13 protein-coding genes and 2 pseudogenes are annotated in these 15,070 nt (G+C 40.7%); 11 read left to right on the top strand and 4 right to left on the bottom strand.

Going from position 1 to position 15,070, the window contains the following annotated elements; genetic code table 11:
- Positions 1–297: 297 nt before the first annotated feature.
- The gene (gene argC / locus ACYRY3_RS14970) at positions 298–1,356 is read left to right on the top strand and encodes an N-acetyl-gamma-glutamyl-phosphate reductase (protein ID WP_460202434.1); all 1,059 of its coding nucleotides are present in this window, start codon (positions 298–300) and stop codon (positions 1,354–1,356) included.
- Positions 1,357–1,410: 54 nt separating this feature from the next.
- On the opposite strand, the gene eno is transcribed toward argC, so the two are convergent.
- Positions 1,411–2,691, bottom strand: a complete 1,281-nt coding sequence (eno, locus tag ACYRY3_RS14965) for a phosphopyruvate hydratase (protein WP_460202449.1) — start codon at positions 2,689–2,691, stop codon at positions 1,411–1,413.
- Between the two features lie 245 nt (positions 2,692–2,936).
- Here eno and ACYRY3_RS14960 point away from each other — a divergent pair, with 245 nt between their 5' ends.
- The 10 genes and pseudogenes from ACYRY3_RS14960 (at position 2,937) to ACYRY3_RS14915 (ending at position 12,119) form a co-directional block, all read left to right on the top strand.
- Entirely contained in the window at positions 2,937–3,566 is a 630-nt protein-coding gene (locus ACYRY3_RS14960) for a 4Fe-4S single cluster domain-containing protein (protein WP_460202433.1), read from the top strand.
- 105 nt (positions 3,567–3,671) lie between these two features.
- Entirely contained in the window at positions 3,672–4,106 is a 435-nt protein-coding gene (gloA, locus tag ACYRY3_RS14955) for a lactoylglutathione lyase (RefSeq protein WP_460202432.1), read from the top strand.
- Between the two features lie 23 nt (positions 4,107–4,129).
- On the top strand, positions 4,130–5,791 hold the full coding sequence (locus ACYRY3_RS14950) for an iron uptake porin (protein ID WP_460202431.1): 1,662 nt from the start codon (positions 4,130–4,132) through the stop codon (positions 5,789–5,791).
- A gap of 295 nt (positions 5,792–6,086) precedes the next feature.
- Positions 6,087–7,763: pseudogene (locus ACYRY3_RS14945) on the top strand (Clp protease N-terminal domain-containing protein); the annotation flags it as partial.
- 193 nt (positions 7,764–7,956) lie between these two features.
- Entirely contained in the window at positions 7,957–8,574 is a 618-nt protein-coding gene (locus tag ACYRY3_RS14940; protein WP_460202430.1) for a Uma2 family endonuclease, read from the top strand.
- Between the two features lie 302 nt (positions 8,575–8,876).
- Complete coding sequence (locus ACYRY3_RS14935) at positions 8,877–9,176, top strand: class I SAM-dependent methyltransferase (protein ID WP_460202429.1); 300 nt, start codon at positions 8,877–8,879, stop codon at positions 9,174–9,176.
- Positions 9,177–9,368: 192 nt separating this feature from the next.
- Positions 9,369–9,722: a hypothetical protein gene (locus ACYRY3_RS14930; protein ID WP_460202428.1), complete on the top strand. Its 354-nt coding sequence runs from the start codon at positions 9,369–9,371 to the stop codon at positions 9,720–9,722.
- 208 nt (positions 9,723–9,930) lie between these two features.
- Positions 9,931–10,767, top strand: a pseudogene (locus ACYRY3_RS14925) (transposase); the annotation flags it as partial.
- Between the two features lie 141 nt (positions 10,768–10,908).
- Positions 10,909–11,310, top strand: a complete 402-nt coding sequence (locus ACYRY3_RS14920; RefSeq protein ID WP_460202448.1) for a tyrosine-type recombinase/integrase — start codon at positions 10,909–10,911, stop codon at positions 11,308–11,310.
- Between the two features lie 50 nt (positions 11,311–11,360).
- Positions 11,361–12,119, top strand: a complete 759-nt coding sequence (locus tag ACYRY3_RS14915; protein WP_460202427.1) for a transposase — start codon at positions 11,361–11,363, stop codon at positions 12,117–12,119.
- A gap of 156 nt (positions 12,120–12,275) precedes the next feature.
- On the opposite strand, the gene ACYRY3_RS14910 is transcribed toward ACYRY3_RS14915, so the two are convergent.
- From ACYRY3_RS14910 to ACYRY3_RS14900, 3 genes are all read right to left on the bottom strand, one after another.
- The gene (locus ACYRY3_RS14910) at positions 12,276–13,010 is read right to left on the bottom strand and encodes a hypothetical protein (protein ID WP_460202426.1); all 735 of its coding nucleotides are present in this window, start codon (positions 13,008–13,010) and stop codon (positions 12,276–12,278) included.
- Between the two features lie 77 nt (positions 13,011–13,087).
- On the bottom strand, positions 13,088–13,363 hold the full coding sequence (locus tag ACYRY3_RS14905) for a hypothetical protein (RefSeq protein WP_460202425.1): 276 nt from the start codon (positions 13,361–13,363) through the stop codon (positions 13,088–13,090).
- Between the two features lie 12 nt (positions 13,364–13,375).
- Positions 13,376–14,983: a patatin-like phospholipase family protein gene (locus ACYRY3_RS14900; RefSeq protein ID WP_460202424.1), complete on the bottom strand. Its 1,608-nt coding sequence runs from the start codon at positions 14,981–14,983 to the stop codon at positions 13,376–13,378.
- Positions 14,984–15,070: the final 87 nt, after the last annotated feature.

Genomic DNA, 15,070 nt, shown 5'->3' with positions numbered 1-15,070 from the left:
GATCCCCACCTACCAGACGTAAATTTTTTTAACAAATGCTTGTCTTTGATTGTACCTCTTTTAGACTACTTCGGCAGTCATAAAAGCAAGATTAGTTAACATAAACGAAGTCTGCCTTAAAATTGGTTCTTAATGGTGCCAGAGTGCAGCAACACTTATATAAAGATAAACCTTTAGTAGGGGTCTAGAGCCCTCCCGGCATAGCATTTGTCAACGCGCAGCGTGTCGGCGCTCCTAGGCACACCGCCCTGTGCTCCTACTGAGTTGCGAATTAACTAAGAGAAGGATTTTATTTCTATGGGCAATTGTAGACGCGTACCGGTTGGAATTGTTGGCGCGTCAACCTATGGCGGAGTACAGTTAGTGCGGCTCCTAATGGATCATCCACAGGTCGAACTGGTTTATTTGGGTGGTAAAAGAAGTGCGGGAAAACCGTATGCGGATCTCTATCCCCATTTGGCTCACATAGTTAACCAACAAGTCGAGGCTGTAGACCCAGAACTCATTGCTCACCGATGCGAGGTGATATTTCTCTCTCTACCCAACGGTTTAGCTTGCAAAATTGCACCGCAACTTTTGGAGAAAGGATGTAAGGTTCTGGATTTAAGCGCAGATTATCGATTTAGTAATTTAGCAACTTACACAGCTTGGTACGGCACGGAGAGAACAGATCGTTCCACTGCTGCAGCTGCGATCTATGGGTTACCGGAACTGTATCGCGATCGCATTTCAGAAGCACAAATCGTGGGGTGTCCGGGTTGCTATCCCACAGCCAGTTTACTTGCACTTTCTCCACTTTTAAAACAAGGGTTGATTGTGCCAGAAACCGCCATCGTTGATGCCAAGTCTGGTACATCTGGCAGTGGTCGTGAAGCAAAAATCAATCTCCTACTAGCTGAGGCAGATAATTCCTTAGCTGCATATAGCGTTGTCCGTCACCGCCATACTCCAGAAATCGAGCAAATTTGCAGTGATTTGGCAGGGCACGAAGTCAAAATCCAATTTACACCACACCTTATGCCCATGGTGCGTGGTATGTTAGCAACAGTTTATGCAACACTCCGCGATCCCGGCTTGGTACGAGACGATTTAATTACAATTTATAAAGCTTTCTATCGTAATTCTCCTTGGCTAAAAGTTTGTGAATCTGGGGTTTACCCGCAAACCAAGTGGGCTTGCGGTAGTAATCTTTGTTACATTGGTATCGAAGCTGACCCGCGTACCGGTCGCGTTATTGTCATGTCGGTCATTGACAATTTAATCAAAGGACAGGCGGGTCAAGCAATTCAGTGTCTTAACCTGATGATGGGCTGGGATGAGACACTGGGTTTGCCAAAGATGGGGTTTTATCCGTAGTGGTTAGTAGTTAGTAGTTTAGACTTACCACTAACCACTAACCAGCAACAACTCCTACTTAGGACCCAATCCCGCAGTACCAGCATAAATGGCGCGATCGCCCAGTTCATCCTCAATTCGCAGCAAGCGGTTATATTTTGCGACACGTTCGCTGCGGCACAATGAACCAGTTTTGATTTGACCGGCACGGGTTGCGACTGCCAAATCGGCAATGGTTGTGTCTTCAGTTTCTCCAGAACGATGGCTAATAACTGACCGGAAACCATTGCGAGTCGCCAAGTCAATTGTTTCCAAAGTTTCTGTCAGCGAACCAATTTGATTGAGTTTAATCAAAATAGCATTACCAGCTTTGAGTTCAATCCCTTTTTGCAAGCGGCTGGTATTGGTTACAAACAAATCATCCCCCACCAACTGCACGCGAGAACCCAGCTTTTGCGTCAGTAATTGCCAATTTTGCCAATCCTCCTCGTGCAAACCGTCTTCAATTGACACAATGGGATATTGGTCAACAAGTTTGCCGAGGTAATCAATAAACTCAGCGCCAGAGTGAGGTTTGCCATCATAGACATACTGCCCATTTTTGTAAAACTCACTTGCTGCAACATCCAACGCCAAAGCCACTTCTTCCCCTGGTTTGTAACCAGCCTTCTGAATAGCTGCAACAAGTAATTCCAACGCCACTTGGTTTGATTCCAGGTTCGGGGCAAAACCACCTTCGTCGCCCACACCAGTCAGTAAACCTTTGTCATCCAACACTTTGCTGAGAGTAGCAAACACTTCTGCACCCCAGCGCAACGCTTCTCGGAAAGAAGACGCCCCAATGGGGACAATCATAAATTCTTGAAAATCTACGTTGTTAGCTGCATGGGCACCCCCGTTAATAACGTTCATTAACGGTACTGGTAACAAATTAGCCAATGGACCGCCCAAGTAGCGATAGAGGGGAATTCTCAAAGATTCAGCACCAGCTTTGGCTGCTGCCAGGGAAATCGCTAGAATCGCATTAGCACCAAGATGGGATTTGTTAGGGGAACCATCCAAGGAAATCATGGTGCGGTCAATCAGTTCCTGGTTGAGAACGTCCATTTCTGCTAGCTTAGGAGCCAGCACTTCATTCACATTCTGTACTGCCTTGAGTACACCTTTACCGCCATAACGGCTTTTGTCGTTATCTCGCAGTTCGTGTGCTTCAAAGGTGCCAGTAGACGCACCACTGGGAACCTGCGCCAATCCTGTAGCACCGTTGACCAAATACACTTGTGCTTCAATTGTAGGTCTGCCGCGAGAGTCGAGAATTTCGCGAGCAATTATAGCATCTATGGCAGTATCAAACATGGGTTTTTGGTCCTTTATCATTTGTCAAAAGTCATTAGTTGTTTGTTAATTGACTAATGACTAACAGTCCAGTGACTGTCCGACCATTAGCATAGGGGTTTCAGAGGCTATATGCGCGTAGATTAATGAAGATTTCCAAGAGTTTGGTTGGGAGATAGGAGTTAGTGGTTAGTAACCCTTCACATAACTTCCTCACATTTTGGTTTTACTCTGCAATTAAATCTATCCCAAGAGAGATGAAGAAAATGACCCAAAAGAAAGCAAATCCTTATCTTTCTCTAATGGAGATTCCCGCTGGATATCTCAATATTATGGGCTATGTGGATGAATCAGAGGTAAATGGTCCCGGATGCCGTGCTGTTGTTTGGGTACAGGGGTGTTTGCGCGAGTGTCCGGGTTGTTTTAATACTGAATCTTGGTCTTTTGAAATCAACAAACTGGTATCCGTTGACCAGCTAGCTGAAAAAATCCTCAGCAATCCTCGCAATCAAGGGGTGACATTTTCTGGAGGAGAACCCTTTTGGCAAGCCCCTGCACTGGCTTCTCTGGCGCGTAAGGTAAAAGCCGCAGGACTTAATGTGATGTCTTTTTCAGGATTTACTATCGAGCAACTTCAATCTCAGTACGCACCCGCTGGCGCTCAAGATTTATTGAAACAGCTTGATATTCTGATTGACGGTCCTTATGTGGAGTCCTTAACAGTGAATTCTCCACTTTCCCCTGTATCTTCAAGCAATCAACGCGTTCACGTCCTGAACCCATCTTTGCAAGACCAAATAACTTGGGCAAGCGACCAGATAGAGATTCATATTTTTAAGGATGGAAGCCGTCTCATTACAGGTTATCGCGGGGGGTTGGAATTGACTGGGGAGTAGGGGAAACTGGGAAGACTAGGGAGAAATTACCAATCTCCAATCCCTAGCCCTCAATCCCGTACAATAAGTGCGGAACCATCAAAGCAAGATAATAAGGGGACAATTATGCGACTCCTGCATACAATGCTAAGGGTTGGAAACCTTGAAGAATCTTTGAAGTTTTATTGTGAACTTCTGGGAATGAAATTATTGCGGAGAAAGGATTATCCAGGGGGAGAGTTTACTCTAGCTTTTGTTGGCTACGGTGAAGAAAGCGACCATACCGTTCTAGAACTGACTTATAACTGGGGTGTAGAAAAATACGACTTGGGTAATGCTTCCGGTCATATTGCCATTGGAGTTGATGACATCTACGCTACCTGTGATGAGATTAAAAATCGTGGCGGTAAAGTTGTGCGTGAACCAGGTCCAATGAAACATGGTTCTACAGTTATTGCATTTGTGGAAGATCCAGATGGATATAAGGTAGAACTGATTCAACTGGGTACTCAAGGGTCTGCGGCTAAACAAGAAACAAAACAGCAATTGATTGCTCAGTAATCCCAATCAAAAACACAAGTGTGATGGAGTTGAGCGTTAAGCAATGCATACGGCAGGGAATTCGTTCGCAAAAATTGTTAGTTGGGAGTTTAGCCAGTTGTGGAATTTTTAGCCTACTGTGCTTTCCCTCTACAGCGAATTCTTTGCCTTCTCTACAGCAGGAAACTACTGTTTTAATTTCTCTGGCATCGGATGTGGCGACATTGGCAACCGATGATACAACGGATTCAACGGATGGGTTATCTGTAATAGATACGGATAACTCATCTGCGACAACATCCGTTGCCCAAGGCTTTGATGCACCGACCTCGGTTTCTGAATTATCTGATGTCCAACCGACTGACTGGGCTTACCAGGCATTACGATCGCTCATGGAACGCTACGGTGTCCTGACTGGGTATTCAGATGGCAAGTTTCGCGGTAATCGCCCTCTGTCTCGTTATGAATTTGCAGCAGCTTTGGCAGCTACTTTGGATAAAGTCGATAGTTTAATTGTCAATGCTATTGGCGAGCGCTACATACAGGAGGACGTGGTTACTTTAAGGCGGTTGCAAAAGGAGTTTCGTTCTGCCTTAGATCAATTAGAGCAAAGAATTGACAGCAGTGGCGATCGCGTCACCCAGCTAGAAGCAAATCAATTTTCTACCACGACTAAATTGCAAGGACAAGTTATTCTTGCTTTAACTGAAGGGAGCAATTCCGATTCTACCATTATTGCCCGCGAACGCTTAAATTTCTTAACAAGTTTTAACAGTCAAGATTTACTCCTAACCCAGTTAGAAGCAGGTAACAACGGTCTCGATACCATTGGACAGGCGCAACAAAAGAACATCAACTTGTTAGGAACAAGTGGTTTCATCGCCAATGGTGGTGGATTGGACTACGTGGGAGTAGACGCCAATCTTAGACTTAGGCGCTTGTACTATACCTTCCGCCCGGTTTCAGATTTAGCAGTGACTGTTGGGACAAAAATGTCACCACGGGATTTTATTGACCGTAACAGCTTTGCTAACAACGAGGCAGTTGACTTTAGTTCTAGTTTTTTCCTGAACAATCCTCTCATTGTCCAAAACCAAATTGACCGAAATGGCGGCGCGGGTGCGGTTCTCACCTGGAATCCCAGTAGCGGACCATTCACTTTACGTTCTCTCTACATTGCTGCAGATGCTAACGAGCCTAACAGCGACAATGGTGGGGGTTTTTTTAGGGATAGATATCAAGCAAGTGTAGAACTGGAATACTCCGCCAGCAATCAGTTTGCACTCAGACTACAATATACTAGTGCCGCAATTAATAACACGAACATTGATGCCTTTGGTGTGAACGCAGAGTATACCCTTAACCGGAATGTAGGGGTTTTTAGTCGCCTGGGATTTGGGAATTATCAGGGATTCAATACCGCTATCAACCAGGATCTGGATTTACATTCCTTCAGTTGGGCAGTAGGATTTGGTCTTCGCAATCTTTTCCTTCCAGGGACGAATGTAGGTTTTGCTGTTGGTCAACCTTTCGTTACTGACGATTTGGGAAATGCCAGTCAAATTAACTTTGAGACATTCTATAATCTTGAGTTAAACGATAATCTCAGTATTACCCCTACATTATCAGTAGTCACAAATGCTGATAACAACACTTCCAACAGTACTATTTGGCAAGGTACCCTAAGAACAGTGATTTTATTTTAATGGATAGTGGATAGTGGTTAGTGGAAAGTAGTATTATTTGCTACTAACTACTAACAATTAACAACTAACCACTAACAACTAACTACTAACAAGTATCTAATGCCAAATTGCAACCCCGGATACAAGCAAAGACAACACAATGATGCTTGGATATTAGTTGAGAGTCACATCTTGCACTCAGTGACAGTTTGCAAAGCGTGGGTGAAGTACAGACTTTAGTGACATGCTTGATGCAAAATATAACTCAAACCAACTAAGTACATCAGTTTAAAATCTAAAATCTAAAATTGTAAAGATGCAGCCTACAGATCCGAATAAATTTACTGATAAAGCCTGGGAAGCAATTGTCAAGTCACAAGATATTGTCCGTGCATATCAACAACAGCAACTGGATGTTGAACACCTAATGATTGCTTTGTTAGAAGAACCAACCGGGCTTGCAACCCGCATTCTAACTCGATGTGAAATTGACCCTTTCCGCGTACAACAGCAACTAGAAGCATTTACCCAACGTCAGCCAAAAGTGGGCAAAAGCGACCAACTTTACCTTGGCCGTAGCTTGGATTTGATGCTAGACCGGGCTGAGGAATCCCGAAATAGGATGAAAGATGGCTTCATATCGGTCGAACATATACTTCTAGCTTTCACTGAAGATGAGCGCATCGGACGGCGAATCTTTAAGAGTTTTAACGTAGATGCTGCGAAGTTAGAAGCTACTATTAAATCTGTGCGTGGCAGTCAAAAAGTGACAGACCAAAACCCAGAGTCTCGTTACGAAGCCTTACAAAAATTTGGTAGGGATTTGACAGAACAAGCCAAAGCTGGGAAACTTGACCCGGTAATTGGACGTGATGATGAAATTCGCCGGGTTATACAGGTATTGTCTCGCCGTAGCAAGAATAACCCCGTACTGATTGGGGAACCAGGGGTAGGTAAAACGGCGATCGCTGAAGCATTAGCGCAGCGTATTGTCAATGGTGACGTTCCGGAATCTTTAAAAAATCGGCAATTGATTGCCCTAGACATTGGGAGTTTGATTGCTGGGGCAAAATACCGAGGTGAATTTGAAGACCGTTTGAAATCAGTTCTTCGGGAAGTGACGGAATCGAACGGGCAAATTGTCCTGTTTATCGATGAACTGCACACCGTTGTCGGTACTGGTTCCAATCAACAGGGGTCAATGGATGCAGGGAATTTGCTCAAACCCATGTTGGCACGGGGAGAACTGCGGTGCATTGGTGCCACAACTCTGGATGAGTTCCGTAAATTTATTGAGAAAGATGCAGCTTTAGAACGGCGCTTTCAGCAGGTGTTTGTGGATCAACCAACTGTGGAAAATACGATTTCCATTCTTCGGGGGCTGAAGGAACGTTATGAAGTCCATCACAATGTCAAAATTTCTGACTCAGCCTTGGTAGCAGCAGCAACACTATCATCAAGATACATTTCCGACCGCTTCTTGCCAGATAAGGCGATTGACTTGGTGGATGAAGCTGCGGCACAGTTGAAAATGGAAATTACTTCCAAACCAACAGAATTGGAAACCATTGACCGACGCTTGATGCAGTTGGAAATGGAGAAATTATCACTAGCTGGAGAGGAAAAGACAACAATTCAAACTAAGGAACGTTTGGATCGGATTGAGCAAGAAATTGCTAGTCTGACAGAAAAACAGCAGGAATTAAACAATCAGTGGCAAGGTGAAAAGCAGCTGTTGGAAGCGATTAGTGCTTTAAAGCAGGAAGAAGAAAAGCTGCGGGTGCAAATTGAACAGGCAGAACGGGCTTATGACTTGAATAAAGCAGCACAGCTCAAGTATGGCAAATTGGAAGGAGTACAGCGCGATCGCGAAACCAAAGAAGCAAAATTGCTAGAAATTCAAAGCACGGGAGCCACTTTACTGCGAGAACAGGTAACAGAAGCAGATATTGCTGAAATCGTCGCCAAATGGACGGGGATTAACGTTGAGAAATCTTGCGGTTTCTTAGCGAAAGAATCCCTAACTATATTGCTTGCAATTAGTTGGGGTGCGTTCAAAGTTAAACTCTGGGGATTTGCAGCCCTGCACAATAAAATTCTAGAGCTATACAAACAAAGCCTGCCCACGCAGGCTATGCTTGTTTGTATGGAACGACTGCGTTTCCAAAGCGATAATTTTCTGCTTTATGACTACTGCACCAGTCTCACCCAAACTAGTCACTTTTGAAGAATTTACAGCATGGCGTCCAGAAGGTGGGCGCTACGAACTACATAATAAAGTCATTGTCGAGATGCCTCAACCAAGCGGGAAGCATGAAAATGTTATTGGGTTCTTAGCACGTAAAATAACTGTAGAGTTTGACCGACTCAACCTTCCCTACCATATCCCCAAAACGGCATTAGTTAAACCACCAGAGCAAGAATCAGCCTACTCTCCAGATATTTTATTAATAAATCGCGACAATCTCCCAAATGAACCGCTATGGGAAAACGAGTCCACTGTTTCCCAACCTGCGTCTATTCCCTTAGTAGTTGAAGTTGTCTCAACTAATTGGCGAGATGACTACTACAAAAAGTTCGCCGATTATGAAGCAATGGGTATTCCTGAGTTTTGGATTATTGATTATGCTGCACTAGGGGGAGGTAAATTTCTTGGCAACCCCAAACAGCCTGCCATTTTTGTATGCCAGTTACTTAATGGAGAATATCAAATGAATCTGTTTAGGGGCAACACTTCAATCGTATCCCCTACTTTCCCTCAACTGAATCTCACAGCCCAGCAAATTTTTGATTCTGCTTTGTAGTTAGAGACTAGTAGGTGGGGCTAAAGCCCACCATTTTTAAATTGCGGGCACATAGCCCTACCTAAGTAAGTTTCAAAAATCAAATTTATGTAGGTTGGGTTGAGGAACGAAACCCAACATTAAATCGAGTTTTTAATTTTCATTCCTCAATCTCATACCAATTCTGTATAAAAATGCGCCGAATTATATAACAAACCGCGAAGGCGCAAAGGACACAAAGAAAGAACTAAAGATAGTAGGGTGGGCACTGCCCACCGTTGTTAAATTGCTGGTACATTGCCAAGAGCAGCAGAAGCCGATCCATGATTCGTAGTGTTGATAAAATAAAAGTAGAATACGGAGATTTTCAGACACCAATAGAGCTAGCTGAGAAAGTCTGCCAGAAATTAGTAGCACTTGGTGTTCATCCTCATGTAATAATTGAACCAACTTGTGGAGTCGGTAACTTTATTGAAGCAGCTTCAAAGTTATTTCAATCAAGCGACAAAATAATTGGAATAGAAAGAAATCAACATTACTTAAGAAAAATTGAAGAGAAACAGCAGATTCTTCAAAATAAAAAAATCGAGTTAATATCTGGAGATTTTTTTCAAATTAACTAGACATCAATAATAAATGATATAGATGGAAGAATACTAGTTCTTGGTAATTTTCCCTGGATAACAAATTCTCAGCAAGGCACAATTCATGGTACCAATTTACCCAATAAAAATAATTTTCAAAACCATAATGGTTTAGATGCAATTACAGGTAAAAGTAATTTTGATATTTCCGAATGGATGTTAATACAAGTTGTGCAATGGCTACAGAAACGAGATGCTTATCTTGCCATGCTTTGTAAAACTTCAGTTGCTAGAAAGTTATTGAATTATCTCCATTCCAATCATCTCAATATTGCTAAATTTTCTAATTTTAAAATAAATGCAAAGAAATATTTTAACGTAGATATTGAAGCTTGTTTATTATTTTGTCAGTTTGATTCTAGTTCAAAAAAATATTTTTGTGATGTGTTCAGTAGCCTTGAAGAATCAAATTATTATCGAACAGGTTTTCGTAACAATATCTTAATCAGAGATGATGAAAAGCGCCCAATCAAATCCAGTATCTTGAATAGCCTGAATCTAACAGCTTTGACAAAGTTCAGCTGAACCTCCTCCAGTAAAAATCTACTAAATAGACCTCAAAAGCCTATATAGAGAAGAATACAGGCTTTTGTCTAGAGCGTCGGTACAGTAGTCAAGCAGAGAAGCAAAACACACATTTTCTCTCTACTGCAATCCTTGATATTTCGTGAATGTAGAGACGAGCCATGCTTAGTCTCTACACAAGGTTATTTATGATTTCTGTACCGATGCTCTAGCTATTGATTTAAACTTAATCCCTTATTATGGCAAGCCTAGCGATCGGGAATTGCCCTATATATATCTGCGCCAAGCCAAATCCGGTACTTGTTCCTTTTACGCTTATGCAACTTTATACGTTTTAATGAAAGGAAAACGTGTAACTCTTGCAATTAGAGGTGTAAGGTGGCTAGATACAAGTGTCGCTATTATTACTTATCTATTAGCAGAACTTGATGCACTTCACATTCAGGTAAAACAACTTTATCTTGATAGAGGATTTTTTAATGTTCCCGTCATTCGGTGGCTACAAGCTTTAGATATACCTCTGCTTATGCCAGCAATAAAAACAGGAATAAAAGGAGGAATTAAACAATTTTTAAAAGGGAGACAAAGCTACAAAACTACATATACCATGAACAGGAGAGGAAGTCAGGATAATTCCGTTACCTTTGAGCTATGGATTGTTTGTAAATATAAAAAGGGCAAACGACATCAAAAGGGGGTAGAATACTTCGTTTATGTAGTTCATAAGGTCAAAGCCAATTTATCTTATATCCATCAAGATTATAAAAAAAGATTTGGAATAGAAAGTAGTTATAGGCTGAAAAATATTTGTCGAATTAGAACAACAAACAAAAGACCTGTTTTAAGATTATTATTTGTCGGTGTCTCTTTTATTCTGGTCAATATATGGGTTAATCTTTTATGGCTAAAAATTAGCCTAAAGAGAAAAGGTGGAAGATTAATTTATCGTGAATTATTTAGTCTCAAACAGATGTTAGCTTTCTTGTGTCAAGCAGTTGACAAAATATATGAAGTTGTTGAAGGTATTTATCTTCCATCAGGCTAATTGTGAGAAACTCAGTTGCTACCTGTTGATAAGTAATTTTTATTAATGCTCCACCTACTTGCTTAAACAGCAACTGATAAAAAGTATCATTGACTACACAATTTGTTAGCGATCGCCCTTTAGGAAAAAGTTTGTGATCTACTGAATGTACGTGTCAATGAAAAGGGGCAAGGAATAATCCATATTACTAAAGGGAAAGGAGATAAAGAGCGCCACATCGTTATTGCTTTGGAATTAATGACCGATTTATTATCCAGTCGCACTACAAATAAACCCAATGAGCCTTTATTTAAAAATTGTTATGGTAGCTGCCTAAGCGATCGCTATATTCGGGAAATTGTTAAACAAGCTTGCGTTCGTGCAGGAATTAAAAAACCTGTTAGCCCCCATTGGCTCAGGCACTGTCATGCAACACACTCTCAAAAAAGAGGCGCTCCACAATTTTTAACTCAAAAAACTATGGGACATGCATCGCCAGTACAACTTTCCAAGTACAGCCACGTCGATCCTGATGACAGTAGCGGCTTATATCTGCCACGCTAATTGGGACAGTACAAATTTAGTTCTCCTTTGTTGCCAAAAATCAACATCTTATGCCACGTCCTAAACGTAGCCTGCAACCCAATTTTTGCTATCACATCACCACTCGTTGCAATAATCGTGAGTTTAAATTAAGCCGACATGAATGCCGAGAGGTTTTTTTGTATGCTATCAAAAAAGCTATTAACAAATTTAATTTTAAGCTTTATGCTTTGTGCATAATGTCAAATCACGTTCACTATTTAATTGAGCCAACTATACCAGAACACCTCCCTAAAATCATGCACTGGTTAAATTGGTATACAGCGATGTGTTTTAATCGCATGCTCAAAAGAACTGGTCATTTTTGGGAGAAAAGATATCATAGCAGTGGCTTTGATAAAACTGATTATACTAGAGCATTAAATACCCTCAGATATATTCATTGTAATCCCAAAGCATCGGGAATGCAGTCAGGATTTTTTTATGATTTTAGTAATTACGGAACGTATGATAGGTTAACTGATGATGGGTTAACTGAGTGGCATCCTGCGTTTTTATCTTTGGGCAAATCGTTAGAAGAATGTGCTTCTAAATATAGGAGATTTTGTAAGAAATATAAACCTCAGTCGAAACCAGAGAAGAATTATCACTGGGGAAGTAAGTTGTTACCCAAGCTGGTGAAGGAGAAGAAGAAAAAGGCATCACTAGGGCAGATGCGATTGCCTTGGGCAGAGTGGGAACCTTTAACAACAGAAGTCCAAGCAGTGGCTGAAAAGTTTGTACTAGCTAATTGTTATGACCCGAAAATAGCGATGAAGTTGTTCTTTTAACGATGGTGCCAGGTATCGAAAATCGCCAAATGCTTATGAATTCGTAGAAAGTGCTTATGATGACAAATCTTTATGAAAGGCTAGAATGCTTTATGTGCTAGTCTTCTTTCGTCTGGGGGTGAAATTCTATTTCTGTATTTAAGTATACATAAAAACTCATTTTTTTTTTGTAGTATATTGTAGTATCTTTGTAGTTTCGGGGGATAGGGGGTTGTTGTAGACGGGGTTGGGGGTTGATTTGGGGGTTAGCTCGTCACCCATCTTCGTCGTTGGATTGTCCGATTCCAACTCGAACGTGGATTCATTATTGAACGATTCTGAATAGAAAATTTCCCACGATCTTCGCTTGATCTCTTGAAGCTCTAATTTCCAATAATATGACTCAAACTCCATTCGCTTGCATAAAAATTGCCCCTTTTCGTTTAAAAGGCGCTCTTCACTAGACGGTGTTTTCACACAATCACAGACATCGTCGATACCATTCCATGAGCGTAGAGAATCGAGGGTAAGTATATGGTATTCAAAACGCTTAGCACACTCAATTTCTAGCGTCAACCATAAAAATTCCAACCATTTCAATCCCAACCACGATTCCAAGTCTTCTTTTTGAGAGTTATAACGTCGGATAAATCTTCTCTCAAGTTTCCCTGCTTTCTGCCTGATATCTTCATCTATATCTATTATTTTAAATTTCTTTTTAATAAGAGAATCAAACTTAATCAAGTTATCATCAGGAACATTCATTTCCTTCAGCCGAGCTAAAATCTTTTCGTAACCCTCTAGAATTATGTAAACCTCTACTCCTTTCGAGTCCACGAACTCCCGAATCTTTTTGTCGTGCTGTTCATCCATCTGGGGGAGATGAACCTCAGTGTTAGTTACCCGTCTCATTATTAACTCAAAGAGAAGGGTTGTACTAAATATTACCTTATTACTTAAACCCCAATCCAAGTTGCTCATTCTCAATATTATTGCTTAACTTCTCTTGGCTGATTAGTCTGATTAACCTTGGGTGCAACTGCACCGGGGTTTGAAGTCTCCTTTTTTACCGATTCTTGTAATTCGTCAAGTGCATCCCAATCACTTCCTGATTGAGAAGAGGTGTCAGAAGAGTTGATTGCCATGGAATGCTCAGCAAAATGGTCGTAGACACCTTCATAGGCATTTTCGATGATATGTACACCAGGCTTAACCTCTTTGACTATCAACTCATCTAATGGTTTAATTCCGCTTGGATCTATCATAATCTAAATTCCCTATCTTAATATTCCTGATAGAATACTAGCTCCTACCATTATACTGCGATAAACATTTCTAAGTCTCTTTGGATTAAATATATCCTGAGTTTGAGTGATGGTATCTATAGACAGAAGTCCAATAAGAGCATATTGGTCAATAATGCCTTGGAATTTGTGAAAATGAAAATTTTGAAATTCTTCATATTGTTCATCTGTAAGTAACGTAATTGTTTTCCAGTTAAATATGGGAACAACAATCGTAGTCTTTTTATCCTTTGGTATTTTGTTAACTTGAGCTTGAGTGATGTTATATTCAGAAAGGTTTTCTCTAAGATGTTCAAGATTTTGAATAGCAGGTTTTCGATGAAGCCAAGCATTTGACCAAGCTCCTTCATTCTTCATTTCTATTTCCCAATCAATATCTGGATCGTGATCCATACCATATTGATACACGATAGCGAATTTACCTTCGTCAGTTGACAACATAATATAAGAACGACAATTACTGAGAGTTTTCCTTTCTTCCAGTTCTCTCACAGCTGTTTTTAGTATAGGTTGAACCAGACGCGGAGGAGTATATAGGGCTTGCAAACGTTTAACGGTATTTTCTTCAACTTGTTTCCATGGTAATAAATTAGTTGCTATGAACTCCGAAGCCTTACGATATCCTCTATCAAAAAGTCGTTCTCTTTTCTCTTTATCAATTGAAAAATCAAGTGTACCTATATCTTGTGGTAAAGGAATGGGTACATGATAAATATTATCTATCACCTGTCTTAGTAAGTCATCGCTTGACTCTAGCACAGTTGCCAGCATATCACCCAAAAACTCACCTAGCTGATATTTGTTAGGCTGAGCAGGGCTGATATCTTCTGAATTACACAAATCAAATGCTATTACTGGTTTGCGGTTAATAGACCTCTCCTTCTCAAACAGGAATATTGGCAAGTTGCTACTCAAACCACCATCTACTAAATAATTACCATTTTCAGATAAAACTGGAGTAAAAACAAACGGGAAACACATTGATGCCCGTACTGCTTTAATAACAGAATAATTTAAAGCTTCTTTTTCTTCATTTTGTGGATATATTACAGCTTTATGCCTTTTAATATCGGAAGCAACAACTTTGAGAGGGAAACATCCTAAATCTTTGAGATTTTGAAAAGTAATATCTGTTGCGTTTTGGATTTTTTGTTTTAAATCCGAATGACTGTTTTCTACTTTTGGGCTTTTTTGGATTTTTTCTAGGAGAAATTTAGTAAGTGTTTTGGCAACGCATAGTCCTAAATTTTGATTAAGATTGTCAATTAAATCTTTATTTTGCCATAAAAAGACAGTCTTAAAAAAAGAAGTGATAAATCCTTGAGGAATTTTTTTGAACCGCTCTAAGTTATTGTCAGCACCATCCAAAAAATCATTAAAATTAATTTCCTCAATCATTATCTCTCTGATTTGTTCTGGGGAATATCCAACGCTAGCAAGTAAAGCTACAATACTTCCTGCTGATGTACCGCCGTAGCCTATAAACTTAATGCCACCAACTTCTGCTGCCTGAAGACATCCTACCAGCGCAGCACCCTTAACCCCGCCACCGTCTAATATAGCGTAAGCTTCCATAGGCATAGAGAAGTCCCCGCACGTATTGTACTAAAAGTATTTTTAATACAAAATAATGGTATTTCTCAGCTAAAAAAACAATACTCATTATTA

This window comes from Scytonema sp. NUACC21, from assembly GCF_054684315.1.
Note: the sequence above shows the minus strand (reverse complement) of the source record. Positions and strands in the feature narration are given on the sequence as shown.